We start from the raw sequence: 24,335 nt of genomic DNA, 5'->3' as shown, positions 1-24,335 counted from the left end.
GGCATGGCGCAGACTTCCGCGAGCATTCGCGTAGACCTCCGCGGGCTCCGCAGACTTCCGGCCATCATTGCACGCAAAAAACCTGCAAAAGTGCAGCTTTTTGCTCGTTTCTACGCCAAGCAACGGAACATTCCTGCAAATGTGCAGGTTTTTCATCGAACATCCGGGTTCAGACGTATTTTCACCGGAAATTCCTGCACTTTCGCAGGCTTTTCGCCAAAACGAACCGCTTTCATAGAAAAAGCCTGCACTTTCGCAGGTTTTTCCGGTTACCAATCCCAGCCGATTCATAAAACGGCCGCCGACGCCACCTCAAGCGCTCGTTCCCTTACCTTTATACGGCCGGACGAACAACACAAAAAGAACCACGAGGGACGCAAAACCCTCATGGCTCTCTATAAGCTCTAGACGCTGTAGCAATATTTGCTTTCCGCCTTCAGCAGCTTGTTTATATTCCCTTCGACCTCCCGGTGACGGTAAGTTGGCAGCACATGGACTTCAAGGCTGTCATGCAAGCAGCCGATTCCGATCAGGTCTTGATTATCATAAACAGATATCACACAGGCGGAGCCGTTGACGCTCACCTTGTCCGCCGGAGCTTCCCCGAGCATCATGCATTCTTTTGTATATGCTTGTATGAATGCCGCAAGCTGTTCCTGCCCGGGTAATTCATTGACATAAGCGATTTTCACTGTTAACTCCACCTTCCGAACAACTTTCTCTTCTCTATATAATTATACACTATGATGTATAAATATTCAACACCTTCAAAAAAAATGATTCCCTGAAAGCAGCCGTACGCACGCAGCCCAAGGAACCATTTTTTTTCAATAAATGTCCATGCTCAAATATCGCTCGCCCGTGTCCGGCGCGATGCACAACACTCTCTTGCCGGCGCCCAGCTTGCGGGCGATTTGCAATCCAGTCCACACCGAAGCGCCGGCAGAAGGTCCCACCAAAATGCCTTCCTTGGCGGCCAAATCTTTAGCCGTCTGAATCGCGTCCTCGTCGGAAACTTGAATAATCTCGTCGTAAACGCCGGTATTCAAGTTTTTGGGCACAAAGCCGGGACTTGTCCCAACGAGCTTATGCGGGCCCGGACTGCCTCCCGACAACACCGGCGAACCTTTCGGCTCGACGACATAAATCCCGATCCCCGGCAGTTTCTCCCTCAGCACTTCCCCGGTTCCGGTTATCGTTCCGCCTGTTCCTGAGGTAGCTACAAAAGCGTCCAGCCGACCGTCCATCTGCTGCAAAATTTCCACAGCCGTCGTCGTCCGGTGAATATTCGGATTCGCCGGATTCTCAAACTGCTGCGGGATAAAACTGCCGGGCATCCGCTCGCTCAGCTCGATGGCCTTGCTGATCGCGCCCGGCATCCGCTGCGCCGCGGGCGTCAGAACGACCTCTGCTCCGTAAGCCTTGAGCAGATTGATGCGCTCTTTGGTCATGTTGTCCGGCATGACGAGAATGGCTTTGTACCCTTTGGCCGCCGCGTTCATGGCCAGGCCGATGCCCGTATTGCCGCTCGTCGGCTCAATGATCGTAGCGCCGGGCAACAGCCGCCCGTCCTTCTCCGCTTGCGCGATCAGGTTGTAGGCTGCACGGTCTTTCACGCTTCCGCTCGGATTGAAATATTCGAGCTTCACGTACAGCTCCGCGTCATCGCCATCGACAAGCCGCCGGATGCGCACGACAGGCGTATCGCCGATCAGTTCTGTAATGTTGTTTACCATTTTACGATGCGCCAAAGTTCGGCCTCCCTTCCCCCAACCCAATAAACCTTTACCAACCATTTTTATCGGGATTACCGCGGAAGTCAAGCTTTATTTAGCGAAAGCTGCCTGCGCATAAAAAACCAGCTGACCAACGGGGAACTCCCAATAATCAACAGCAGTACATTCAGCACCATCGGGGCTCTGCTCCAGGATACGACCATGATGAACAGAAGAACGCCCAGCACCCGCCCGGCATTGAGGGATAGCTCTCTCAATACGACATACTCTTCCCGCTGTCTCGCGCTGCTGTCCTCGGAACCGATCAAATCAAATACTTCGGAAACCATCGGAATGGTGTACAGCGGAAGAAAAAGCGAAACGCCAACCCCAAAAATCAACAGCGTGGCAAAGTTCATCTTCCAAAAAAAGGGCAATATGACGGCCACAATCATCGCCGCTCCCGCAAGCATTGCCCACTTTCTGAAACGCGGCTTAATATAGCGCCCTGCCACCCAAAAACTGATCAGCGAAACTGCGGAATTGATCAGCACAAAATTGCCCAGACTCGCTTCGCTGGAAGTCGAAATATACACGAGCAGACCGATCATAAACCCGAATACGCCCTCCCTGAAGCCTTGGGCGACAAGCGCCAGACTGACACGCTTCCATGGCGTCTCCGCTTGTTTGAGGCAGCGAACGGGAAGAAACCATTCATAAGTTCCCTGAACTTTTCTTTTTTTCAAAAAAAAGCTGACAATGACTCCGAGCACAAAAATGCCCAGAGAAATTGAAAAAATAAGGCGATACCCGATCTTGTCGCCCATGGACACAATCAGCATCCCGGATATCCACGGCGCAACAATGCCGGCCCCGGAACCCAGCAGCCCTGCCCAACCGTTGAAACGGTCCCGGCTGTCCGGGTCGGTCACTTCAAAGTAAACGACGTTAAAAGCGAGCCAAAACAGCCCCGATGAAATCCCCTGAACGATCCCCAAAACTACGATGTAATGAATGCTGCCACGCCCGAGCCACAGTACCAGCATATAAAAACAGGCGGAAACAGCCACTCCTGCGCGCAAACAATTCATTTTATTATGCTCTTTGACCCATTTGCCCGCAACCCAGAACGTCAGCGCCATCGTCAAATGCGTTACCAGTGTGAACCAGCCGATGAGCGCGTAGTCATTTTTGGCTTTCCATAAGTACACGCCTACGAACGTGCCCGATAATGCATTGGCAACCCCGAACAGCGCATTCACAGCCAATAACAAAACAGCTTGGGCATTTAGCCGCCCTTTTTTCTTCCGGCCCTTTCCGGCTCTGTTAACCTCGGCATTTCCGCGATCTGCAAAGTAATTGCCGCTTGCCGGACCCCGACTCCATCCGGGATGAATCCGATGTCCGCTATCATTGTGCTGCAAGGCTGTTCCTCACCTTTCCCCTGGATTGAATTAGCTTTAGTTAAGCTTCCCCAATCGAGTGAAAATATGAGCAGGCAAAAAGAAACGAAAAACCGAATCCATAACGGATTCGGCTTGTTATTTACTTTCTTTGATGGCTTGCACCATCAGCATCCGATCGGTATCGGAAAGCAGCTTCTCCACTTTAAAGCAGGACGGGCATACGTACACATCTAACGAAAAAGGAGCTTGTATGAATGCTCTGCCTATCGTTTTGGAAATATGGGGATCAAAACTTTCCCCTGACACGGTCTCTTTGCCGGCCAGCAGCATAAATTCGTGGCAGCCCGAACATTCAGGCGCTTCTTCCTGCTCATCCGTAACGCTCTGCACCGCTTCCCCATAACGGTCAAGAGGCTCATCGAAGCCTTCCCAGGCTGCGGTGAAATCTTCTTCTCCCTCATCCGGCTCTTCTTCAAAGCGCAAAGGCTGACCTGTCTGTTTCACCGTCAGCTGGATGCTGCGATAATCTTTCAGTTCGTTAAAGCAGTGCGGACATTCGTCCTCAGGGCCGATTTCCGGGTCCCATACAATTTCCGTCTGACACCAGGGGCACACGACTTCTTCATTGGCGCTCATTTCGTAATCCTCCACATCATTCACAAACCTATTTCATTAAATAATATACTCCTAGCGCCACAAAAACAAATGCAAGGGCAAACAAGCTGCCCCATAAGTATTTCATTGCTTAGCCCCTCCCTAGGTTACGCATGCTCCGACCACGTAAGAGATCGATACGGAAATCGTCAAGGAAAGGAAGCCGACGGCACGATTATCTTTTTTAATTTCTTCGTCAATTTTAAAATACGGCGTTAAAAATTCAAAAATAAAGTACGCGACAAGCAGCAGCAAAAACCCGTACCCCGCCCAAATCAATGAGTGAATCATCGTGTCGTTGTTCAGGATCGAAAAGCGAAACAGATTGCAAATGCCGAAAATTTTACCTCCGGTCGCCATCGCGACGGATAAATTGCCCGCCTTGATTTCAGCCCAATCATCATACTTCGTAACGAGTTCAAACACAGTAAGAAACACCACAAGTGCAATGACGGCCACGGCGAAAAACGCCAGAGTGCCCAAATACGGGTTACTGAGCAATACATCCACCTCTTCGTTCATATCGACTCCTGCCTTCCTTACAAAAGGTCGAAGAGACTGAGCAGTACTCAGTCTCTCGCAGGTGCTTCCACATTATATCATTAAGATTGTTTTTTTTCAGCAATCTTTGCTTTCAGAGCAGCCAATTCATCGTCTACGCCGTCCGATTTGCCGAGTTGATCGAGCTCATCGTCGAGGCTGCGGTTTTTCGCGCGAATTTCGCCGCTTGCTTGCGCTTCGGCTTCCATTTGCAGCACTTTTTCCGTCATCCGGTCAAAGCCTTTTGCCGCATTATCCGTACCGAAGCCGGACATCGCCTGATTGATTTGCTTTTGTGCTTTTGCAGACTCGGCGCGAGCGATCAGCAGGTCTTTCTTGTTTTTCATTTTGCTGAACTCGTCTTTCATTTCAGTCAACTGGTTGCGCAGCTGATCCGCGTTAGTTTTGGCGATATCGTATTGACGTTTCAACTCGTCAAAACGCTCTTGATGCTCTTTCTTATCCTGAAGAGCGCGGCGGGCAAGATCCTCGTTGCCTTGCTCCAGAGCTTTCATCGCCTGCTCAGTGCGTTTGGTAACCATTTCTTCGGCTTCTTCGTACTGCTGCTTGAATTTCTTCTCGATCGCAATTTGCTTGGCAACTGCGGATTCTGCTTCCAAAATATCTTCTTCCATATCGCGCAGGAATTGGTTCAGCATTTTCACCGGATCTTCCGCTTTGTCAAGCAGGTCGTTGATTGAAGCCATAGTCATGTCGCGCAGTCTTTTAAAAATTCCCATTTGTAAATTCCTCCTAGTTTTGAAAATCGTCTATGATTGGGTATTGCAAATTCTTTTTTGGTCACCGGTGCTTACACTCATTACATACGCAAATGCTTAAGGCGGAGTTTCAAAAAGTTTTTATTTTTTTATGAGTTATTTCAACTCAACTACAGTGACGCCCGTTCCGCCTTCGTTGTAGTTGCCGATCCGATAGTTTTTCACATGTTTATGACGCCGCAAATAATCCTGCATCCCGGTACGAAGCACGCCTGTGCCTTTGCCGTGTATCAAATAAACTTGGCCGAGGTTGGAAAGGAACGATTCGTCCAGGAACCGGTCGGCCTCGATGAGCGCCTCCTCCAAATTGAGGCCGCGCATATCGAGCTCGGTGCGCACATGATCGTCGCGCGACCTTTTGACAGTCGCGGCGGTTTGCTGCACCGCTTTTTTCGGTGCAGGGGAACCCGTTTTTTCAAGGTCGGCCAAGTTGACCTTCATTTTCATAATGCCGAGCTGCACGATCGCTTCCGTGCTGCTGGCAATTTCCACGACGTGACCCTTCTGGCCGAGGTTCACGACCCGCACTTCATCGCCGGCCTCGATCTGCTCAGGCCGCTTCTTTGCCGCGCGAGCTTCGCGCTTCTCGCGCAGCTCCGGCGCCGCCTGGTCCAACCGGCGGCGCGCCTCCACGAGCCGGTGATCCTTGATGGCACCGGCTTCTTCCTGCGCCATGCGCCGCAGCTCGGCGATGACTTCGTCCGCCTCGCGCCGCGCCTTGGCGACGGCCTCGCGCGCTTCGCGCTCGGCTTTTTCGAGCAGCTTGTCGCGCTGCTCGTCGAACTTCGCCTTCTGCGCCTCCAGCTCCCGGCGCAGCTCGTCGGCCTCTCGCCGCAGCTGCTCCGCGCTTTGGCGCTCGGCCTCCGCCGTAAGGCGGTTTTCCTCAAGCGATGCGATCATCGATTCGACGCGCTTGTCCTCTTCGTCCACCTGACCCTGCGCATGCTCGATAATCCGGCTCGACAACCCCAGCCGCTGCGCGATAGCAAAAGCGTTGCTTCGCCCCGGGACGCCGACAAGCAAACGATAGGTCGGACTCAGCGTCTGGACGTCAAATTCCATACTTGCATTGATAGTCCCCTGCCGTTGGAAAGCGTAAGCTTTCAGCTCCGTATAGTGAGTCGTAGCGATGATTCGGCAGCCCATTTGATGGATGTATTCTAAAATGGCAATCGCCAGTGCAGAACCTTCGGCAGGATCCGTTCCCGCCCCAAGTTCATCCAGAAGAACGAGGCTCTTCGGCGTCATATCCCGCAAAATGCTAATAATGTTCGTCATATGGCTGGAGAACGTACTTAAATTTTGCTCAATGCTTTGCTCGTCGCCGATATCGGCATAAATCGCATCGAACACACATAACTGGCTGCCTTCCTCAGCCGGCACAAAAAGCCCGGACATCGCCATCAGACTAAGCAAGCCGACAGTTTTTAAGGACACCGTTTTACCGCCCGTGTTCGGTCCGGTGACGATGATCGTCTGATAGTTGTTCCCCAGCTCCAAATCAAGGGGGACAACCGCATTTGCAGCAATCAAAGGATGCCGTCCCCGCTTGATTTTAATAAACCCGCGGTCATTAAGCCTCGGCATCGTAGCCTTCAACTCTCTTGCCAGCCCCGCTTTGGCAAAAATAAAATCAAGCTGCGCAAGCAGCTCCACGTCGGAAACGAACAATTCCACATTTTCCGCCACCAAAGCTGTCAGGGCACGTAAAATTTTCTCAATCTCGGCTTCTTCTTTCAGCTTGAGCTCTCGGATTTTATTATTCAGCTGAACGACCGATTCAGGTTCAATGAACAACGTCGCACCGGAAGCGGATTGGTCATGAATCATACCGCCAAAATTGGAGCGGTACTCCTGTTTCACCGGAATGACATACCGGTCGTTTCGGATCGTTACGAGCACGTCCTGCAGCATTTTTTGAATGGATGGCGTGCGGATCATTTGCTCCAGTTTTTCCCGTACTCTCGATTCCCCCGTGCGAAGTTCGCTTCGAATCCGGCCCAGCTCCGGACTTGCGCTGTCGAGTACTGCCGCATTTTCATCGATACAGCTGTTGATTTTGTCTTCAACAGGCTTGTTTTCAGACAGCAAATCAACCTGTTCCTTCAGCATCGGAACTGAATACTCCTCGTCGACGGCCATGACGAACCTTTTTAGCCTTCTTGTTCCGAACATCGTCGTGGAAATGTCAAGAAGCTCCGCCGGATTGAGCGTCCCGCCGATTCTGGCGCGATGCAAAGCCGCGCGAATGTCACGAATTCCGCCAAACGGCGCATTGCCCTTCAGCCGTTCGATGTTCACCGCTTCATCCGTCGCTTGCAATCTGAGCTTCACTAGTTCAAAATCTCCGACAGGCTCCAAATGTTCGGCAGCCTCCTTGCCGAGAGAAGTCGATGCATGATGACTCAATTTATGTAAAATCTTTTCATATTCCAATGTTTTAATAATCTTCTTGTTCAATTGATCTCCATCCCCTTTTCACTATCCTTTATTATAAACCAAAGCGATAATGATTAGCTATGCAGACAATCGTTATAAATAATTCCGCTGCCTATATTTTTTCTGATTTCGTGCATACTAAGTTGTGCACCTGTTGCCAAAAGAAGTACAACCTTCAAGCACCCAATCGGCACCATGACTGTTAGGCAAAACCTTTCTCGCAACAGCTTCGTTTCATATTTACATGAAGGAGGGATGTGGATGCATTTCCTTGGTCATTTGGTCAGGTTCGTTGTATCCGCTGTGGTTTTGATGTTTGTCAGCTGGTTGGTGCCGGGTTTTCGAGTCGGCGGTTTCTGGAGCGCTTTTTTCCTGGCTCTGGTCATTGCCCTTGCCGCTTGGATTATTGAAGGAATCTTCGGCAAAAAAATTACTCCTTTTGGCAGAGGAATCGTTGGCTTTTTGGTGAGCGCTCTTGTAATCTGGATAGCGCAATTCATCGTAAGCAATGTTTCCATAAGCATGATAGGTGCGATTTTAGCAGCTTTAGTCATCGGGATTATCGACTTGTTCATTCCTGTCAAAACCCCTTTCGAACAAGGTGCGGCAGGCAGAGAAAATCGGTAATTGCGAATGCTAAAGTCCAAAAAAGATCGGCCTGCAGCGTATCCATTCGCCGGGTCGATCTTTTCCTTTTCACGAGTTTGTCACTGCTTTTTTGCAAAAGGTCGTGTAAAATGGGTTTTGTACTTAATCCAGTTTTATGGAGGGGTTTACACGATGAAGAAATTACTCGTTCTCGCAATGGGAGTTTGCCTAATCCTCGCACTTGCGGCTTGCGGCAGCAAAGATCAAAAAACAGCCGAGTCGACAAATGGAGCAGATTCCGCACAAGGCACAGCACAAGAAGTCGTAGTTAAAGCAAGCAACTTTAAATTTGATCAAGCCGAGTACCGCGTTAAAAAGGGAGAGCCTGTAAAAATCACCCTTGATAACACGCAAGGCGCTCATGGTATCCAAATCAAAGACTTCAAAGTGAACTTGGACAACAACAACAAAACGTTAACTTTTACGCCCGATAAAGCCGGCTCATACCCCATCATCTGTTCTATCATGTGCGGATCCGGACACGCTGAAATGAAAGCAACCCTTATTGTTGAATAATTATTCTTTTTCCCATACAGCCTTATCGCTTTTACTGCGATTGGGCTGTTTTTGATATTCACTTATTTAATGGACTTGATGATACCGCAAAAATCGCGGATATTGAAAAACCGAAATACAGGCATCGACCCATTTGGAAAGCAAAACATCCGTATTATGGAGTATAAGCCCGGAACTTTTAAAAATAAATGAGGTCAAGTTAACTGCTCCCTTCAACGGAAACTTCGCCGCGAGCTGTCGAGCAGCAAGCTTTTGAATTAACTCCGCTTGATTATGGGAAGTCGCGGCGGTCATTTGTCGTTTAGAAGCTGCCGATTCATTAGCTTTGGGAGAATCTATTCGATCATATCGTTTATGCAAAGAGCATTGAATTTTATTCAACATAAGCCTTGCAGTTCGATAATTCACATCAATTTGTTGTGCTAATGCAGAAGCGGTATAGGTTTGTTCAGTCCGAATAAGCAAGTATATCGCTTTGAACCATGTTAACAGCGGAAGTTTCGATTTATGCATAACCGTGCCTGCGGTTAACGAAACTTGCGTTCTGCATTCTTTGCATTCCAACAAGTTCCTCGTACGAATCCTGAAAAATTCCGTATGATCACAGCGAGGGCAGCAGAATCCATTCCTCCACCGCTTGTTCATTAAGTACTCTACACAATCTTCCTCACTGGTAAACATCCGATCCAAAGATTCCACCGAAAAGTCCATTCTCCGCCCTCCCCAAACAGGAACAAACATTCCCTTTTATTCCATTATACAGAATATATGTTCGTATGTAAAGAATAAATTGCCCCCTATCTCATCGAGCTACATCGTTCTAAAAAAAATTCTGTAGTATCTGCAAAAACTCCGCACCGCGCGCAGTGCTTGGCGTCACCTGACGGTGGTCAACCACTTTTAAAGCAGGCGAAAACCACCATGACGATAAATCGCACGTGTGCAGCTCCCAGTGCGCGTTGTTGCTCTGCATGACGGTGGCCGGTCCACCACATACACCACAATTCTGTAATATCTACAAAGCCTCTTGTCGGTCAGGTAAAGCTGCTGAGAAACCAAAAATACCCCTGCGCCCGATTCCGGGTACGTGTGCAGCTCCCAGCGCGCGGTGTTGCGCTGCTTGACGGCGGTCGGTCGACCACACATTGTGCTTAAATATCAAATACTTTGGAAGTGAGTCGCTTGACATGCCGGATACCAGAAAATCCCACATTCAATGTAATCTTGAATAGATCTGATCTTTGGGCCAGATTGGGAACTGGATCGCCTCTTATGTGAAGGGAAGTATTTCAAATAAGGTTCTGGCAAGTGATGGGGTTAGGTCCCATCAATTTAAAGAGATGTGTTCCCAAATAAGGTCTCATCAAGCGAATGGATGTGTTTCCAAATAAGGTCCCATCAATTTAAAGAGATGTGTCTCCAAATAAGGTCTCGGCTAGCGAAAGAGGAGTGTGTCCCGTCAAGTGATTTCGGGTTTTTGTGTGGATTAGTATGTTTTGGTGATTTGGATTTGCTGCGTTTGCTTGGGTTGCTTAAGGCAGGCAGGACCGATGCTTTGTTTTGGTCGTTGCAGCGGCGGCTTTTGGGGGTGAGGTCGTGAAGAGGTGCCGACACTCTGTTTTTGTAGATGACACAGAAAATGCGTTTTGTTGATAAGCTGCCCCCTGTCCCTCGGGTAGGAAAGAGGCAGCTTTTATACGGAGATTCCTTGCTTCCATAATTCTTGGAGTTTTCCGGCAATGCTGGGGAGTTCGTTAATGAAGTAGGGGGCTATAGTTGAGCCGGACAAAAGCTTTTGCAATCCGTCTGACGGGGCTATCGTTAAGACGTTGACGGCAATAACGACGATCAGGAGCGCTTCCGCCAAACCAAGTAGAGCTCCGCTCCAGCGATTGATGAGGTTAAGTCCCGGCGTTTTGGCGATAACGTTCAATGTTTTGCCTATGATGCTTATTGCAAGCCTGGTTCCGAAAAACAGAATGGCGAAGGCCAGCGCATTGAAGATATAAGTATCCAGATTCAGACCTTTAACGATAAATTCATACCGTTGATAGTTCTCGTATGCAGGGACCGGAACTGCAAGGCGCAGGATCGGGGCCACGTTTTTATAAAAGAAGAACGCAACCAGGTAAGCAAGCAAAAAACCGGAAAGCGATACGATTTGCGCAATAAATCCTCTAAAGTAACCGAAAAGCAATCCGAGGGCTACTACTGCCAAAATGATGTAATCCAAGTTATTCATGTGCACGGAGATTACCTGCCGGGACCATCTGTTTCGGCCAGTTCGATCCATTCATTGTATTCGTTCTGCAGTTTCGTGTATTCCTCCCGCAGTTCACGGTATTCAGCCCGTACTTTGTTCAGTTCTCTTTGAAGCGATTCGTCCTGCAGATTTCGCTGCACGAGTTCTTCTCTTTCCGCTTGCACTTGCTCCATGAGCTGCCTTCTTTCATTCTCATACATTTGCCCCATTTCTTCATGATGCTCTTTATGACGTCTATTCAGATCATTCAGTTGGGCTTGATATTGCTTGATTATGGATTCCATTTCTGCGCCGTGTCTTTGCAGCAAGGCTTCTCTCTCGGAGCGGAATTCATGGGCCGCGGATTCTTTTTCCGCCTGCAGCTGTTGGACCGCCGCTTCTTTTTCTTGCTGATATTGTCTGATGGCAGCTTCTTTCTCTTCTTGAATCTGTCTGACAACAGTGTCTTTTTCTTCCTCGTTTTGTTTGACGATAGCTTCTTTCTCTTCACGGTTTTGTCGGACGATTGCCTCTTTTTCTTCTTGGCTTTGTTTGATGATGGCTTCTTTTTCTTCCTGGCTTTGTTTGATGATGGCTTCTTTTTCTTCCTGGTGTTGGCGGATCAATTGCTCTTGTGCGGCCTCCTGACGGTCTTGAAGCTGCTTAAGCTGGTTATTTTGCTCGTTGATGAGTAGAAGTTTGGCTTCGTGCTCCAGTTTTAGCTCATTGAAGTTCTGGAGCAGTTGGTCATACCCTTTCTGTGCTTCTTCATGCTTTGCTTGTTCTTGGCGGAGCAATTCGATTTCCGTGTTTATCCGAAGATGTTCATCGGCCATGTTAACGGCAGCCAGCACGGCAATTCTTTGCGAATCCAGGCGCGGGTATCCTTTGGCGATACGAAACATTTGGTCGTTCACGTGCTCAGCAACGCGCTTCATATAGTTGGTGCTAGTGCTTGCCATGAGTTTGTATTGGTTGCCGTATATTTCAACGGTTATTTTAGTCTTTTCTTCAGCGCTCACTCTTTATATCCTCCCTTAGATGAAAGGCTGGTCCTATCGACAACAATTCGATAAGACCAGCCTGATTTCCTGCCTCAACGCTATAAGTCACACTATTTTCTTAGCTCTGCTTCAAATTGCCGTTCAAGGGCTTGAACGACCTTTGCATGGAGGTCCGTTACTTCTTCATCAAGCAATGTCCTGTCGGCATGGCGATAAATCAATGCGAACGCTACGCTCTTTTTGCCGGCCCCCAGTCTTTCGCCCGTATAAATGTCAAACACCTGGATGGATTCCAGCAGTTCGCCTGCCACTTCGCGGATCGTGTTTTCCATATGACCGACCGGAACGTTTGCGTTCACAACGACAGCTATATCTCTGCCGATTGCCGGGTAACGCGGAAGAAGCTTGTAGGCAATCGAATGGGTTGCCGCGGCCATTAACGGCCCCATCTCGACTTCGAGAACGTAGGTATCGTCAAGATCGCGCTGCTGCTGAAGCGCGGGATGAAGCTGGCCCGCTCTTCCAATAAGTTGTCTTCCCCCTGCGCCATGCAAGTAGAGCTCGGCCGTGCGGCCCGGATGGAAGCCCTCAGGAGCTGCAGAAACGTACTCCAGGTTTTCAATTCCCAAATAATGAATTAGACGATCGAAGATCCCTTTTAGATCAAAAAAGTCGACGGACTCCGATTTTTGCCCCCAATGCGGCTGGCGGCGTTTGCCTGTCATGGCGATTGAAAGAAGCAGCTTTTCTTGCGGCAAAGCGGTCAGGACGGACTCTTCGCTGACAAAAACTCTGGCCGTCTCGAACACAGCCACGTCGTCGTTGCTCCGATTGCGGTTGTAGCTGACAACCTCAAGCAAATGAGGCAGCAGGCTTGTGCGCAATTGGCTGCGCTCCTCGCTCATCGGCATGGCGAGAGGAATTGGTTTTGCTGCAGGATAGAGGCCTGCAAGCAGCGAATTTTGATCGGGGTGCGTGAAGGAATAGGTAATAACTTCATGCAGCCCGCTTTGTGTCAGGAGATTCCGCGCGATGCGGCGGATCGACTGCTCTTTGGTCAATGAGCCGGGAGTCGTTACGCCGCTCATGAGTGTCGTTGGGATGTTGTCGTAGCCGAAGAGGCGTGCAACTTCTTCGATCAGATCGACATCCCGGGTAATGTCTCCGCGGCGGCTCGGAACGTGAACGAGCAGCTGTCCGTCGTCCGTCTTAACGAAGGTGAAACTGAGACGCTCCATGATTTTCTCGATCTCGGCCAGCGTCAGCGCGGTGCCGAGATAGTTGTTGACGCGGTCCACCGCAAGCTCGATACGGACCGGCTGGTGCGATCCGGCGACGGCTTCGACGATGCCGTCGGCAACTTGGCCCGCTGCATACTGAGCCATCAGGGCCGCAGCGCGGTTCAAAGCCGGAAGCACGGCCTCCGGGTTGACTTCTTTTTCGAAGCGAAGGCTCGCTTCGGAGCGCAAGCCAAGCTGGCGGGACGTGCGGCGGACGGAGCTGCCCGCGAATCTCGCGGATTCCAGCAAAATCCGCGTCGTGCTCTCGGTCACTTCGGAGTTGGCGCCGCCCATTACGCCCGCAAGCGCGACAGGCTTCGTGCCGTCAGTGATAAGCAGCATGTGCGGCTCAAGATTGCGCTCCACATCGTCCAGCGTGACGAGCTTCTCGCCCGGCTCGGCAAGCCGTACATCGATGTGGCCGTTGTTCAGCTGATCCGCGTCAAATGCATGCAGCGGCTGTCCGTACTCTAACATCACGAAGTTCGTGATGTCGACGATGTTGTTGATGGGGCGGATGCCCGCGGCCATCAACCGGTTTTGCATCCACAGCGGGGAAGTGCCGATGCGGACGCCCTCGATGAGGCGCGCCGCATAGTGGGTGCACTGCTCCTTCGCTGTGATGTTCACGCTGATGCGGTCCGCGGCTCTAACTGCAGCTGCTTCCGCAGCTTGCAGTGCGGCCTCCGCATCCGGCAGCTTGACGCTGCGGTCGAGGATCGCAGCGATCTCGTGCGCCACTCCGATCATGCTTAGCGCATCGGAGCGGTTCGGGGTCAGATCAAGCTCCAACACCTTGTCGCTGATCGCCAGCACTTCAAGGATAGAGCTGCCTACAACGGTATCCTCAGGAAGGACCAGAATGCCTTCCTGGATTTCTTTAGGCAGCAATTTATCGTTCAGCCCCAGTTCTTTGGCTGAACAGATCATGCCTTGCGACTCCACGCCGCGCAGCTTGGCGCGTTTGATTTGCAAGCCGCCCGGCAGTTCGGCCCCTACGAGAGCTACGGGCACTTTTTGCCCTGCGGCTACGTTTTTTGCGCCGCAGACGATTTGCAAGTCTTCGCCTTGCCCCGCGTCGAGGATACAAACGCTGAGCTTATCTGCGTCCGGATGCTTTTCGCGCGATTTTACATAACCTACGACTACGTTCGTCACACCTTTGTTGCGATCCTCTACGATATCAACTTCAATCCCGCTGCGGGTCAGTTTTTCCGCCAAATCCTCCGCCGTATAGCCGGATACGTCTACATATTCCGATAACCATTGATAGGATACCTTCATGGTCTCATTCCTCCTTAAAGTTTTGCCGCCGCAAAATTTGCATGGCAAGCATAAGTTTCACTTTATGCCTACACGTGCAAGAATTGCTTCAAGAAACGCAAGTCGTTCGTATAAAAATGGCGAATGTCCTCGATGCCGTATTTCAGCATGGCGATCCGTTCAACGCCCATGCCAAAGGCAAATCCGCTGTACTCCTTCGGATCGTATCCGCCCATTTCAAGTACTCTCGGGTGCACCATGCCGGCGCCAAGAATTTCAAGCCAGCCGGTTTGCTTGCACGTTCTGCATCCTGCGCCGCCGCACATGGCACAGCTTACGTCCACCTCGACGCTCGGCTCCGTGAACGGGAAAAAGCTCGGACGCAGACGGATTTTGGTCTGCTTGCCGTACATTTCCTGAACGAACTGCAGCAGCGTTCCTTTCAAGTCGCTCATCCGGATATTCCGGTCGATCACAAGACCCTCAATTTGCGTAAACATGTGCGAATGGGTCGCATCGTCATCGTCGCGGCGGTACACTTTGCCCGGGCAAATAATTTTGATCGGCACTTCGCCCTTGCGTTTTTCCATGGTGCGGACTTGCACGGGGGAGGTCTGAGTGCGCATAAGAATTTCTTCCGTAATATAGAAGGAATCCTGCATATCCCGGGCCGGATGATCTTTCGGCAAATTCAGCGCTTCAAAGTTGTAGTAATCCTGTTCCACTTCCGGACCTTCCGCCACGGTATAGCCCATCCCGATGAAGATGTCCTCAATATCCTGAATAACTTTGTTCAAAGGATGAACGGCCCCTTGCTGCGACGGACGGCCCGGCAAAGTGACGTCGATCGTCTCGGCGCGGAGACGGTTGTCGGTTTCCTGCTGCAGGTAGGCCGCTTGTTTTTGTTCAATTACGCTTTCAATGGCCGCGCGGACATCGTTGGCAACCTGTCCGATGACAGGGCGCTCTTCAGCGCTCAATGCGCCCATACCGCGCAAAATTTCCGTTAACGGTCCTTTTTTGCCCAAATATTTGATTCGCAGGTCGTTCAGTTCCTGCTGGCTCTGAACGCTTCCGAGCTCTTGCAGCGCTTCCTGCTTTAAAGCCTCTAACCGCTCTTTCATCGAAATCCCTCCTGAAATTAGTCCCTCAAACGCAGAACCTTTAATAAAAACACAAAAAGGCTTTTCCATCCCCGGACAAGGGACGAAAAAGCCGTGGTACCACCCTAATTAGACCCGGACTTGTTATGCACAAGCCGAATCTCACTTCATTGCGGATAACGGACGAACCGTCCGGTTCTCTCTACTGAGGCCGTGGCTCCATAAGCCCAACCTGTTCAAAAGACTGCTCGGGAGCGAACTTCGGCAGCCTGATTCCCGGGGCAAGCTCTCAATCTTCGGCTTTCCCTCCCTGTCAAGAAGCACTGCGTACTCTTCTCCGTCAAAGCATTTGCTCGTATATTTATGAGTAATTATATGCAAGATACGCCTTATATGCAAGTGGGCATTCTTCATAATCGAGTTAAAAGGTTTGACATATACTGCGAAGCGGCTTATAATTTATTTAAATCATTTAAATATTATATCATTTAAAATTTAACCATTATAACAAAGGAGGACTGCTATGGACGAGTCCATTCACGCATATACGGACCGGTTTCGGACCGCTTTCGAAATGACTCACCGCAAACTGGGCCATGCCGTACTTTCGAAGCTGGAATTTGATATTACGGGGCCTCAGTATTTCATGCTTTTTATCATTAAAAAAGAAGGCCTCATCAAGCAAACCCAGCTTTCGGACAAATTAGGCGTCAAGCCCAGCGCGATTACGGTGATGATCGACCGGCTGGTTCAAAACGGTTACGTCATTCGAAAACATCACGAAACGGACCGCCGTATTGTGCTTGTCGAACTGACCGAGTCGGGCGACCAAATCGTGCAAAAAGCGATGGAAGTTCACAAGGAAGTCTCGGCGCAAGCTTTATCGCAGCTCTCGTCTGAAGAGCTTGACATTTTCGTCAAGTCATTTGAAAAAATCGCTTCATACTTCGCCGTAACAGTCTGAGGCATTGAAAACAAGGAGTGAGTAGAGTGGAAAACAATCATACGAAGACATCCGGTCCGCTTGAAGAATCCGCATCGCCGGCCGTGAAAAACCGCGGCCTTTTGTTGACAGGCTTGATCATCGCCATGCTTTTCGGGGCGTTGGACGGAACGATCGTGGGCACCGCGATGCCGCGCATCGTCGGGGAGTTCGGCGGTCTCGGCCTGATGGCCTGGCTGACGACTGCGTATATGCTGACCTCGACGGTCGTCGTGCCGATCGCGGGCAAGCTGGCCGACCTGATCGGCCGCCGCGTCGTCTATGTGACCGGGCTGATTATTTTTATCGGCGCCTCCGCCCTGTGCGGAATGGCTCAAAATATGACGGAACTGATCTGGTTCCGCGGCTTGCAAGGAATCGGCGGCGGCATTATGATGCCGATGGCGATGATTATTATTGGGGATTTGTTCAGCGGCAAGCAGCGGGCCAAATGGCAGGGCGTCTTCGGTGCGATCTTCGGTCTGGCGACCGTAATCGGCCCGCAGGTCGGCGGCTGGATCGTAGACTCCCTGAGCTGGCGCTGGGTCTTTTACATCAACCTTCCCGTAGGTATTCTCGCTACTGTTTTGATCGCGATCGCTTTGCCTAAGCACAAAGCTGCCGGCAATGTAAAATTCGACGTGCCCGGCATCGTCACCATGATTATCGGCGTCGTCAGCCTGCTGCTCGCTTTAACTTTCGGCGGCAAAGATTACGCCTGGGCTTCCTGGCAAATTATCGGCCTGTTCGCCATTGCCGTCGTATCGCTAACCGCCTTCGCCTTTATCGAAAACAGGGCCGAAGAGCCGATCCTTCCCGTCCGCCTGTTCAAGAACAGGACGTTCACAACGATCAACGGCGTCGGGTTTCTGATGTCCGTCGGCATGTTCGGCGCGATCATGTTCGTCCCTTTGTTCATGCAGGGCATCGTCGGCATCAGCGCCTCCGCTTCCGGCACCGTGATGACGCCGATGATGATCACCATGATTATCGCGAGCATGGTTTCCGGGCAGTTCATTCACAAAGTCGGCGTGCGCAGACAGATGCTGATCGGAATGATCATTATGGCGGCCGGTTTCCTGCTGCTCGGCACGATGGGCATGGATACGACCAAACTGACCGCTTCCGGCTACATGCTTATTCTGGGTCTTGGCATGGGGCTTGTTATGCCGATTCTTACACTCGCGCTGCAAGAAAGCTTCCCCAAATCCGAGCTTGGGGTCGTAACGTCTTCGAGCCAGTTTTTCCGGCAAATCGGCGGTACGTTCGGGATGACGATTCTCGGCGCAATTATGAATCATAAATCGACAGTGCTGCTTGAAGACAACTTAATTCCCGTCATCAAACAGCTGCCTGCGCAATCCGGCCAAATGGCCGGCCAGTTGACCTCGATGATCCATACGAATCCGCAAGGGCTGTATTCTTCGCTGCTCAGCCCCGAGACGCTGGCCAAGATGCCTAAAGAATTCGTGGACAATTTGCTGCCGATTATCAAAAATGCGCTTGTCGCTTCGCTTCACCAAGTATTTTTTTACGGATTGGTTTTCGTGCTGCTGGGCGCCGTCGTTACTTTCTTTATCGGCCCGATCAAAATTTCCAACCCAAAATCCAAAAAAACGGAGGCGGCGGCTCCCGAGCCCGCCTAATAAAAAAAGCTCCCAACCGGATTCCGCCGGAAGGGAGCTTTTTGGGTTTTATTCGATTTTGCCCATATGATTAAGCGGAAGAAGCCGGAATACGGCTTTGCCGATAAGGTCTTTTTCCGGCACAAAAGGCGTCGGCCACAAATGCGAATCGTAGCTGTCGTTCCGGTTATCGCCGAGGAAAAAATATTCGCCCGCAGGTACGGTCACTTTGTCAAACGTATAATTCATCGCTTCTTTCACATACGGCTCGTCCACCTTTGCCCCGTTGCGGTACAAAGCGCCGCCCTTCACTTCGATCGTATCACCCGGCAAGCCGATAAGCCGTTTCACATAACGGTCCTTATTGTCCGGCAGAGGAGGCCAGAACACGACGATGTCGCCGAATTCAAAATGGGTGAGCGGCTTCATTTTCTCGACAACCAGCTCGTCCTGCAGCTGTATGGTCGGCAGCATCGACCCGGTAGGGACGCTCATCGCCTGGGCCACGTACGTATTGACGAACAGCGCGAGGACCACCGCAAAAGCGATGCTGGGCACCCACTCTTTGACGAGGGACAGTAGCTTTTTCTTCATGGCTCTCTCCTTTGTGAACATGATAAGTCTTACTGTAAACGATCGCAGCCCGGCAAACATTAATCTGACATAAAAATGTTAAAGAAAGCGTTGTCTTTGACATGGCATCCGCTTTGTCGTTTAATGAATTTGGATACCCTTATAAGGAGAGTGGTCGAAATGAAATACCGCAGACTCGGAAAAACGGAATTAAAGGTCTCCATCATAGGCGTAGGCACCTGGCAGTTCGGTGGAGAATGGGGACTGGAGTTCACGCAGGCGGAAGCCGACGCTATTCTGGACAAGGCGGCCGAACTCGGCATCAACTTGATCGATACGGCAGAGTGCTACGGCGATCACTTGTCCGAATCGTTCATAGGCGACTATTTGTCGCGGCGCAAGCGTGAGGATTGGGTCGTAGCGACCAAGTTCGGTCATCACTTCCACGAACGGTTCACCAGAACCGACGATTACTCCGCCGGAGATGTTGTGAAGCAGTTGGACGCTTCGCTCAAAGCGCTGCGGACCGACTACATAGATTTATACCAATTCCATTCCGGTCCGGACGCCGCATTCGACAACGACGAGCTGTGGACGACGCTGGACAAGCAAATTCAAGCCGGCAAAATACGCCATTTGGGCACCTCTATCGGCAGCAATGCCAACATCCACCAAACGGACGCGTCGACCAAGGTCAACTCGCAGGCGATCCAGGTCGTTTACAACCGGCTCGACCGCGTGCCGGAAGAGCAAGTATTCCCATCCTGCGAGCGCCAGGATTTGGGCGTTTTAGCCCGGGTGCCGCTCGCCAGCGGATATCTTAGCGGCAAATACAAGCCCGGCACCGTTTTCGATACGACGGACGTTCGGCACCGCCACGATCAGGAGAGCACTCGGTTGAAGCTGGAAGAAGTGCAGCGCATCCGGCAGGAAGAGGTTCCCGCGGGCATGGATATGGCCAAATGGGCGCTTGCGTGGTGCCTCAAGCACCCGGCCGTGACCGCCGTCATCCCGGGCTGCAAAAACCCTGAGCAGGTTGCCGCCAATGCAAGCGCCGTCGAGCTGATCAGCGACAATCACCCGCAAGCGTGGAAACAATAAGGCTGTAAAGCAATCGCTGCAGCCGCCCAAAATGAAAACGGCCCTCTGGCAAAAGGGCCGTTTTTTCTAGTACACGATAAAATCCTTATGGTACACGGTTTCGTTATCTTCCATGTCCATTACTCTGACTTCCAAATCCCAGTTGCCGCGGAAAGGCAAGTATGCGCCCGAAGCTGTGTAGCTATATTTGACAAAACCGTAAGACTCCTCCTGCTTCTCATCGGCAAAAGGCTGCAAAGGAATTTGAATCGGAGCGATATCCGTATCGTCCGTATAATGCAGAATCATTTGCACCTGCTTTGGCTTGCCCGCCTTCTCCGGAAGAAACACCTTCGTTTCAAAAGTGTTCGTTCCCTGCGCCTTCGGGCTAATGCCGGAGGTCATGTGCACCTTGTCCCCCATAACGTGCCACACCAAAGGCTGATTGGACGGGATGGGAGCCATGTAGGTAATCAGCCCGACCAAAATTACGATGACCGCCATCAAGGCGAAATCGATTTTCACCCACAAGTAAGCCTGCGGGGCCTTCCGCTTGCGTACATACATGCGGATTACGATTCCGGCGACAATGACCAGCAGGACCGCCCCGATTTTCACGAGCATCAAAATTCCCCATGTCGTGTAAAGCAAGTAGTGCAAACCGGGCAAAAACAATAGAATCGATGCCGCGCCTGTCAATGTAAGAACGATGATCGACACGAAAGCCATTTTCGAGAATGCTTTCACAAAATCAGGCGTCTCTTCGCTGCGTTTGCGCCACTTGACGAGCAGGAGCAGCAGCCCGCCGGCCCAAAGCGCCGCGGCCGCCAAATGAATAAAATCCAGCGTAACCGTTGCGCTGACCGGTGAATAGGACGCGGCATGGCCGCTGAAGCTTTTGGCGGCCAGCAGGGCGAGCGCCCACAATATATCAAGCCAGGCCAGCCTGCCCACGATCGCAAAACCTAAACATGAGAGCACCAGCAGCAGCAGCCAGCTGATCCCGATACTCGTCGCGCTGAACAGCTGCCACAGCTCCTCCGCACCTCCGCCGCCCAGCAGATCCTCGATATGCGTAAAAATCAGCAGCAGCAGCGCAAGCACTTGGGCCCGCTGCAAATTCAATGTCCAGGCGGATAAAGATTTCCGCGCTTCGGCTCCCCCTCTGCGGTCGATCCTTAACCAAACGACCCAACCCGCCAGCGCCAGCACGGCCAAATACCACAGCCCGCGAACCGCGTATTGAATCATAATCTTGTTGCTCCACGAACCGGTAAACTCATGCTGATGGTTGACCTGACCCGCCGGAAGCTGAAGCTTTTCCTCTTGCGGCGGATTGCCGACCGTGATCGGATAGCTGCCCCCAACCGGGTGGCCGTCCTCCGAAATCACATGATAACTGACCAAATAGACGCCTTCGGAAAGCTTCGGCAGCGCAAGGACCATACCGGTGTGCTCCGGGTTCATGACCGCCCTGCTTTTGGTAACTTCGCTGCCTTTGCTGTTGAGCACCTTGATGTAAAAGAGCCCCTCATCCAGTCGTTCATTGAACGTAACGGATATTTGGGCGGGCGAATCCTTCAGCGTACTGTTTGCTTCCGGTACGGCTTGTACCAGCGAGGCATGGGCCAGTGCCTTCTGAGGGGTGGAAATCATCCCCAGAATAACCGCTGCGAATGCCAGCAAAACGACCGCCAGCCGAAGCTTGGCAAGCCGGCGGTTATAACGATTTCTTATCATCATTCAACCTCTATTCCGAAATGGGCTTGCGGCCGGCGAATCCATCTTGCCTACTATGATAATAGCGGATGCTTTCTTCTCCCTGCCGCCAGCACAAAAGCACTTCTTCGCCGTCGATCAAAGCCGGGAAATCAACGAGTCCCATATCGATGTCCTTCAGTTCCACTCCCTTGAGCTGAAACCCTTGAATATGTCCCCGCGCCTCGATCTGAATGAATTCCAGTTCCGCCTCCATAAAAAAGAACGGATCTTCTCCATCCCCGAGCTGCTCTCCCGAGTACTCCTCCTTGCTTTGGCGAAGCGCCCGGTATTTATCCTCGAATTGCCGTTTCAACGCTTGTACGGCCCGCAGTTCCTTGTCGATTGCAGGCAACAGCTCATTCGCCTGCTGCAAAGTAAAATATTTTCCCGACACTTCCGGCACCTCCTACTCTCGATTCTATCAAAAAACCGGCATGACTACGAACCGTGTCCATGCGCCTCGTCTACATGCGTGACCGACAATTCCGCATAACTGACTCCTTTAAGAACCTGAATGCGCTGTTGAAGCGTCCGGAGCAGACGTACTTTTCCCCGAACGACAAGAATTTCAAGACATTGCTGATGATTCAAATGAATATGCATGGTGGAAATAATCTCATGATGATAATCGTGTTGAAGCTCTGTCAGCGTAATCGGCAGGTCGCTCACGTGATGATCGTAGACCATTACAATCGTGCCCGCCACCGTTTCCTCCTCCTGCATGGAGCTGTTTACGAGCAAAGCTTTGCGCACGAGGTCCCGTATCGCTTCCGAACGATTGTCGTAGCCCTGCAAGGCGATCAATTGATCGTATTGTTCGATCAACGACTGCGGCATCGAAATCCCGAAGCGGACTAACGCATCTTTATCGGACATAGAGTGAAGCCTCCTCTCCAGGCAAACTTTTATTGCAGCAAAAAAGGAACGGGCTCGGCTCCCATCCCCTTATTTACGGCAGCTTCATTAAGCGGCGAACCCGTATTTCCAATTCCACCAAAGAGAACGGCTTGGTCATATAGTCATCGGCGCCCATATGGTAGCCTTTGAGCAAATCGTCTTCCCGCTTTTTCCCGGAAAGCATCAGCACTTTCATGTGTCGCTGCGACAGAACGGGATTCGTTTTAAGCTGCTCCAGCAAGTTGAAACCGTCTATTTTGGGCATCATTCCATCCAAAATGCAAGCATCGAACGATTTCTCCAGCAGCATCCGGTAAGCAGCTTCGCCATCCGAAGCAAGCGTAATATCTATAGGCAAATGCTCCAAGTGAGACGTCAAAATCGAGCGCAAAATGTGATCGTCGTCAACGATAAGCAGCTTCTTTCTGGCTGGAGCGTCGGGCGCGGGCTTGGATTCGCGGTCCGTTGCTTCCGCATCCCGGGCGGCGGCAACGCGATTCCTGCCCTGCTGCTTCGCCTGGTACATCGCATTGTCCGCCCGGTCGATCCACTCCTCCATGGCCATGCCTGGCTGCCATTCCGCTATGCCTGCGGAAAAAGTAATGGAGAACGTCTGCCCTTCATTTTGGGCGACGGGATTTTGCCGCACTTTGTCCAAAACGTGCTCCAAAGCTTGTACCGCTTGCCCGACTGAAGCACCCGGCATAGCGATGACAAACTCCTCGCCGCCGAAACGCGCGAGCAAGTCGGTTGACCGCAGATTCACCTGCAGCAAATGCGCCAATCCCTGAAGCACCAGATCTCCGACATGGTGCCCGTACGTATCGTTAATCGATTTGAAGCGGTCGATATCGATAAAAGCAAGCGAAATCGGCGCCGGATACCGCTCAAGTCGTTGCAGCTCCAAACCGATCTGCAGATCGAAATAACGGCGGTTGAACGCGCCTGTCAAAGGATCGCGAAATGCGAGCTGCTCGAAATTTTTCGTCCTTTTCAAAATACTGTAGATCCGCGCCGCCAACTCCTCATACTGAAAAGGCTTTGTTACGTAATCGTCGGCCCCGAGATGAAAGCAGCGGACTTTGTCATTCAAGTCGTCGCGCCCGGAAAGAACAATGAGCGGAAGCCACTTCAACGTCGGATCTTCTTTCAAATATTCAAACAGCTCATATCCGGATTGCGGGTACATGAGCAAATCCAGCGTCACCAAATCATAGTTATGCTCGCGCAGCAGCCTCTTGGCCGATTCAACGTCCGACGCTTCATCGACGATACATTCGTCAAGCTGCAAACGGCGGGTCAAATAAGAACGCAGCACTTCATCGTCGTCGACGAGCAGAAGACGGCTCTTTAACGTTCCGAGCAGCGTGCCGCCTCCCGGCTTTTTCTGTTCGTCCAGTTGAAGCTCCGTCTCGCAAATATCAAGCTCCATGCTCAACTGCAGCAGGGATCGCCGGCTAAATGCAATGTTATCGTCTACGGGGGACAGCATGATCACGGACGACGCATTCTCGCTCGTCATCGATTGGCTCCATTCCCAGCAGTGCACCAGCTCTTCCGCCAGCTTGCCGATCCGGTGGTAGCCAAAAATCGGCGCGCTGCCCTTAAGCGTATGCGCAATCCGGTAAAACCTGGCCACGGGATCAAATTCAGGCTGCACTTGGATTAAACGCAGCAGCTTCTCCATCTGGTCCAACTGTTTATGGAGCTCTTGAACGAACAGCTTCCTGCCCTGCCGCAAAATTCTCGCATCTTTGTCCGACGCATGTTCCTCATTGATGTTGTTCATCGTGTTCGACCACCCTTTATCTTTGAGGAATGAAGTCCT

The 24,335-nt window shown here is 51.4% G+C and carries 23 protein-coding genes; 6 read left to right on the top strand and 17 right to left on the bottom strand.

Translation table 11 applies throughout. The features are described from left to right. Positions 1-3: 3 nt before the first annotated feature. Positions 4-408: a hypothetical protein gene (locus tag AC3G2T_RS30650; RefSeq protein ID WP_474685106.1), complete on the top strand. Its 405-nt coding sequence runs from the start codon at positions 4-6 to the stop codon at positions 406-408. Here AC3G2T_RS30650 and AC3G2T_RS30645 read toward each other — a convergent pair. The 7 genes from AC3G2T_RS30645 to AC3G2T_RS30615 all read right to left on the bottom strand — a co-directional run bounded on the left by AC3G2T_RS30645 (position 405) and on the right by AC3G2T_RS30615 (position 7,554). Continuing rightward, positions 405-692 (bottom strand): hypothetical protein, encoded by a 288-nt coding sequence (locus AC3G2T_RS30645; protein ID WP_474685107.1) that lies wholly within the window; start codon positions 690-692, stop codon positions 405-407. The genes AC3G2T_RS30650 and AC3G2T_RS30645 overlap by 4 nt on opposite strands. 135 nt (positions 693-827) lie before the next feature. Continuing rightward, complete coding sequence (cysK, locus tag AC3G2T_RS30640) at positions 828-1,796, bottom strand: cysteine synthase A (RefSeq protein ID WP_488437878.1); 969 nt, start codon at positions 1,794-1,796, stop codon at positions 828-830. A 23-nt stretch (positions 1,797-1,819) separates the two neighbouring features. Next, complete coding sequence (locus AC3G2T_RS30635; protein WP_488437877.1) at positions 1,820-3,139, bottom strand: MFS transporter; 1,320 nt, start codon at positions 3,137-3,139, stop codon at positions 1,820-1,822. 117 nt (positions 3,140-3,256) lie between these two features. Next, positions 3,257-3,757: a hypothetical protein gene (locus tag AC3G2T_RS30630; protein ID WP_474685110.1), complete on the bottom strand. Its 501-nt coding sequence runs from the start codon at positions 3,755-3,757 to the stop codon at positions 3,257-3,259. Positions 3,758-3,877: 120 nt separating this feature from the next. Beyond that, positions 3,878-4,297, bottom strand: a complete 420-nt coding sequence (locus AC3G2T_RS30625) for a DUF350 domain-containing protein (RefSeq protein WP_474685111.1) — start codon at positions 4,295-4,297, stop codon at positions 3,878-3,880. A gap of 80 nt (positions 4,298-4,377) precedes the next feature. Next, on the bottom strand, positions 4,378-5,055 hold the full coding sequence (locus AC3G2T_RS30620; protein WP_474685112.1) for a PspA/IM30 family protein: 678 nt from the start codon (positions 5,053-5,055) through the stop codon (positions 4,378-4,380). 135 nt (positions 5,056-5,190) lie between these two features. Then, positions 5,191-7,554, bottom strand: coding sequence for an endonuclease MutS2 (locus AC3G2T_RS30615; protein WP_488437876.1), 2,364 nt, complete (start codon positions 7,552-7,554; stop codon positions 5,191-5,193). Between the two features lie 240 nt (positions 7,555-7,794). On the opposite strand from AC3G2T_RS30615, the gene AC3G2T_RS30610 reads away from it, so the two are divergent. Both AC3G2T_RS30610 and AC3G2T_RS30605 read left to right on the top strand, forming a co-directional pair. After that, positions 7,795-8,160, top strand: coding sequence for a phage holin family protein (locus AC3G2T_RS30610; RefSeq protein WP_474685114.1), 366 nt, complete (start codon positions 7,795-7,797; stop codon positions 8,158-8,160). A gap of 153 nt (positions 8,161-8,313) precedes the next feature. Continuing rightward, complete coding sequence (locus tag AC3G2T_RS30605; protein ID WP_488437875.1) at positions 8,314-8,697, top strand: cupredoxin domain-containing protein; 384 nt, start codon at positions 8,314-8,316, stop codon at positions 8,695-8,697. A 66-nt stretch (positions 8,698-8,763) separates the two neighbouring features. Here AC3G2T_RS30605 and AC3G2T_RS30600 read toward each other — a convergent pair whose 3' ends face one another. The 5 genes from AC3G2T_RS30600 to pheS all read right to left on the bottom strand — a co-directional run bounded on the left by AC3G2T_RS30600 (position 8,764) and on the right by pheS (position 15,610). Then, positions 8,764-9,408: a transposase gene (locus AC3G2T_RS30600; protein ID WP_488437874.1), complete on the bottom strand. Its 645-nt coding sequence runs from the start codon at positions 9,406-9,408 to the stop codon at positions 8,764-8,766. A gap of 982 nt (positions 9,409-10,390) precedes the next feature. Next, on the bottom strand, positions 10,391-10,939 hold the full coding sequence (locus tag AC3G2T_RS30595; protein WP_488437873.1) for a CvpA family protein: 549 nt from the start codon (positions 10,937-10,939) through the stop codon (positions 10,391-10,393). Between the two features lie 11 nt (positions 10,940-10,950). After that, positions 10,951-11,961, bottom strand: a complete 1,011-nt coding sequence (locus AC3G2T_RS30590; RefSeq protein WP_488437872.1) for a cell division protein ZapA — start codon at positions 11,959-11,961, stop codon at positions 10,951-10,953. A 92-nt stretch (positions 11,962-12,053) separates the two neighbouring features. Continuing rightward, positions 12,054-14,507, bottom strand: a complete 2,454-nt coding sequence (gene pheT / locus AC3G2T_RS30585) for a phenylalanine--tRNA ligase subunit beta (RefSeq protein WP_488437871.1) — start codon at positions 14,505-14,507, stop codon at positions 12,054-12,056. Between the two features lie 68 nt (positions 14,508-14,575). Beyond that, positions 14,576-15,610 carry a phenylalanine--tRNA ligase subunit alpha gene (gene pheS / locus AC3G2T_RS30580; RefSeq protein WP_474685120.1) on the bottom strand — a complete coding sequence of 345 codons (1,035 nt, stop codon included), beginning with the start codon at positions 15,608-15,610 and terminating at the stop codon, positions 14,576-14,578. A gap of 502 nt (positions 15,611-16,112) precedes the next feature. On the opposite strand from pheS, the gene AC3G2T_RS30575 reads away from it, so the two are divergent. Together AC3G2T_RS30575 and AC3G2T_RS30570 are read left to right on the top strand one after the other, a co-directional pair. After that, positions 16,113-16,553 carry a MarR family winged helix-turn-helix transcriptional regulator gene (locus tag AC3G2T_RS30575; protein ID WP_474685121.1) on the top strand — a complete coding sequence of 147 codons (441 nt, stop codon included), beginning with the start codon at positions 16,113-16,115 and terminating at the stop codon, positions 16,551-16,553. A 125-nt stretch (positions 16,554-16,678) separates the two neighbouring features. Continuing rightward, entirely contained in the window at positions 16,679-18,217 is a 1,539-nt protein-coding gene (locus tag AC3G2T_RS30570; RefSeq protein WP_474685177.1) for an MDR family MFS transporter, read from the top strand. Between the two features lie 48 nt (positions 18,218-18,265). Here the strand turns inward: AC3G2T_RS30570 and lepB are convergent, their stop codons facing one another. After that, the gene (gene lepB, locus AC3G2T_RS30565; RefSeq protein ID WP_488437870.1) at positions 18,266-18,790 is read right to left on the bottom strand and encodes a signal peptidase I; all 525 of its coding nucleotides are present in this window, start codon (positions 18,788-18,790) and stop codon (positions 18,266-18,268) included. A 159-nt stretch (positions 18,791-18,949) separates the two neighbouring features. Here lepB and AC3G2T_RS30560 point away from each other — a divergent pair, with 159 nt between their 5' ends. Continuing rightward, on the top strand, positions 18,950-19,870 hold the full coding sequence (locus AC3G2T_RS30560) for an aldo/keto reductase (protein WP_474685123.1): 921 nt from the start codon (positions 18,950-18,952) through the stop codon (positions 19,868-19,870). 66 nt (positions 19,871-19,936) lie between these two features. On the opposite strand, the gene AC3G2T_RS30555 is transcribed toward AC3G2T_RS30560, so the two are convergent. The 4 genes from AC3G2T_RS30555 to AC3G2T_RS30540 all read right to left on the bottom strand — a co-directional run bounded on the left by AC3G2T_RS30555 (position 19,937) and on the right by AC3G2T_RS30540 (position 24,296). Continuing rightward, entirely contained in the window at positions 19,937-21,592 is a 1,656-nt protein-coding gene (locus AC3G2T_RS30555) for a copper resistance CopC/CopD family protein (RefSeq protein ID WP_474685124.1), read from the bottom strand. A gap of 7 nt (positions 21,593-21,599) precedes the next feature. Next, positions 21,600-22,004 carry a DUF2203 domain-containing protein gene (locus tag AC3G2T_RS30550; RefSeq protein WP_474685125.1) on the bottom strand — a complete coding sequence of 135 codons (405 nt, stop codon included), beginning with the start codon at positions 22,002-22,004 and terminating at the stop codon, positions 21,600-21,602. A 44-nt stretch (positions 22,005-22,048) separates the two neighbouring features. Continuing rightward, positions 22,049-22,486, bottom strand: a complete 438-nt coding sequence (nikR, locus tag AC3G2T_RS30545) for a nickel-responsive transcriptional regulator NikR (RefSeq protein WP_474685126.1) — start codon at positions 22,484-22,486, stop codon at positions 22,049-22,051. Between the two features lie 73 nt (positions 22,487-22,559). Continuing rightward, positions 22,560-24,296, bottom strand: coding sequence for a diguanylate cyclase (locus AC3G2T_RS30540; protein ID WP_474685127.1), 1,737 nt, complete (start codon positions 24,294-24,296; stop codon positions 22,560-22,562). Between the last annotated feature and the right edge of the window lie 39 nt (positions 24,297-24,335).

This window comes from Paenibacillus sp. sgz302191 (assembly GCF_057749925.1).
Note: the sequence above shows the minus strand (reverse complement) of the source record. Positions and strands in the feature narration are given on the sequence as shown.

What these genes read in the sequence shown, in the direction of transcription:
- AC3G2T_RS30625 (WP_474685111.1), bottom strand. Translation starts at nt 4,297, where the DNA reads ATGAACGAAGAGGTGGATGTATTGCTCAGTAACCCGTATTTGGGCACT.
- nikR (WP_474685126.1), bottom strand. Translation starts at nt 22,486, where the DNA reads ATGTCCGATAAAGATGCGTTAGTCCGCTTCGGGATTTCGATGCCGCAG.
- AC3G2T_RS30575 (WP_474685121.1), top strand. Translation starts at nt 16,113, where the DNA reads ATGGACGAGTCCATTCACGCATATACGGACCGGTTTCGGACCGCTTTC.
- AC3G2T_RS30620 (WP_474685112.1), bottom strand. Translation starts at nt 5,055, where the DNA reads ATGGGAATTTTTAAAAGACTGCGCGACATGACTATGGCTTCAATCAAC.
- lepB (WP_488437870.1), bottom strand. Translation starts at nt 18,790, where the DNA reads ATGAAGAAAAAGCTACTGTCCCTCGTCAAAGAGTGGGTGCCCAGCATC.
- AC3G2T_RS30570 (WP_474685177.1), top strand. Translation starts at nt 16,679, where the DNA reads ATGCTTTTCGGGGCGTTGGACGGAACGATCGTGGGCACCGCGATGCCG.
- cysK (WP_488437878.1), bottom strand. Translation starts at nt 1,796, where the DNA reads ATGGTTGGTAAAGGTTTATTGGGTTGGGGGAAGGGAGGCCGAACTTTG.
- AC3G2T_RS30555 (WP_474685124.1), bottom strand. Translation starts at nt 21,592, where the DNA reads ATGATGATAAGAAATCGTTATAACCGCCGGCTTGCCAAGCTTCGGCTG.
- pheT (WP_488437871.1), bottom strand. Translation starts at nt 14,507, where the DNA reads ATGAAGGTATCCTATCAATGGTTATCGGAATATGTAGACGTATCCGGC.
- AC3G2T_RS30540 (WP_474685127.1), bottom strand. Translation starts at nt 24,296, where the DNA reads ATGAACAACATCAATGAGGAACATGCGTCGGACAAAGATGCGAGAATT.
- AC3G2T_RS30600 (WP_488437874.1), bottom strand. Translation starts at nt 9,408, where the DNA reads ATGGACTTTTCGGTGGAATCTTTGGATCGGATGTTTACCAGTGAGGAA.
- AC3G2T_RS30610 (WP_474685114.1), top strand. Translation starts at nt 7,795, where the DNA reads ATGCATTTCCTTGGTCATTTGGTCAGGTTCGTTGTATCCGCTGTGGTT.
- AC3G2T_RS30595 (WP_488437873.1), bottom strand. Translation starts at nt 10,939, where the DNA reads ATGAATAACTTGGATTACATCATTTTGGCAGTAGTAGCCCTCGGATTG.
- AC3G2T_RS30630 (WP_474685110.1), bottom strand. Translation starts at nt 3,757, where the DNA reads ATGAGCGCCAATGAAGAAGTCGTGTGCCCCTGGTGTCAGACGGAAATT.
- AC3G2T_RS30560 (WP_474685123.1), top strand. Translation starts at nt 18,950, where the DNA reads ATGAAATACCGCAGACTCGGAAAAACGGAATTAAAGGTCTCCATCATA.
- AC3G2T_RS30650 (WP_474685106.1), top strand. Translation starts at nt 4, where the DNA reads ATGGCGCAGACTTCCGCGAGCATTCGCGTAGACCTCCGCGGGCTCCGC.
- pheS (WP_474685120.1), bottom strand. Translation starts at nt 15,610, where the DNA reads ATGAAAGAGCGGTTAGAGGCTTTAAAGCAGGAAGCGCTGCAAGAGCTC.
- AC3G2T_RS30605 (WP_488437875.1), top strand. Translation starts at nt 8,314, where the DNA reads ATGAAGAAATTACTCGTTCTCGCAATGGGAGTTTGCCTAATCCTCGCA.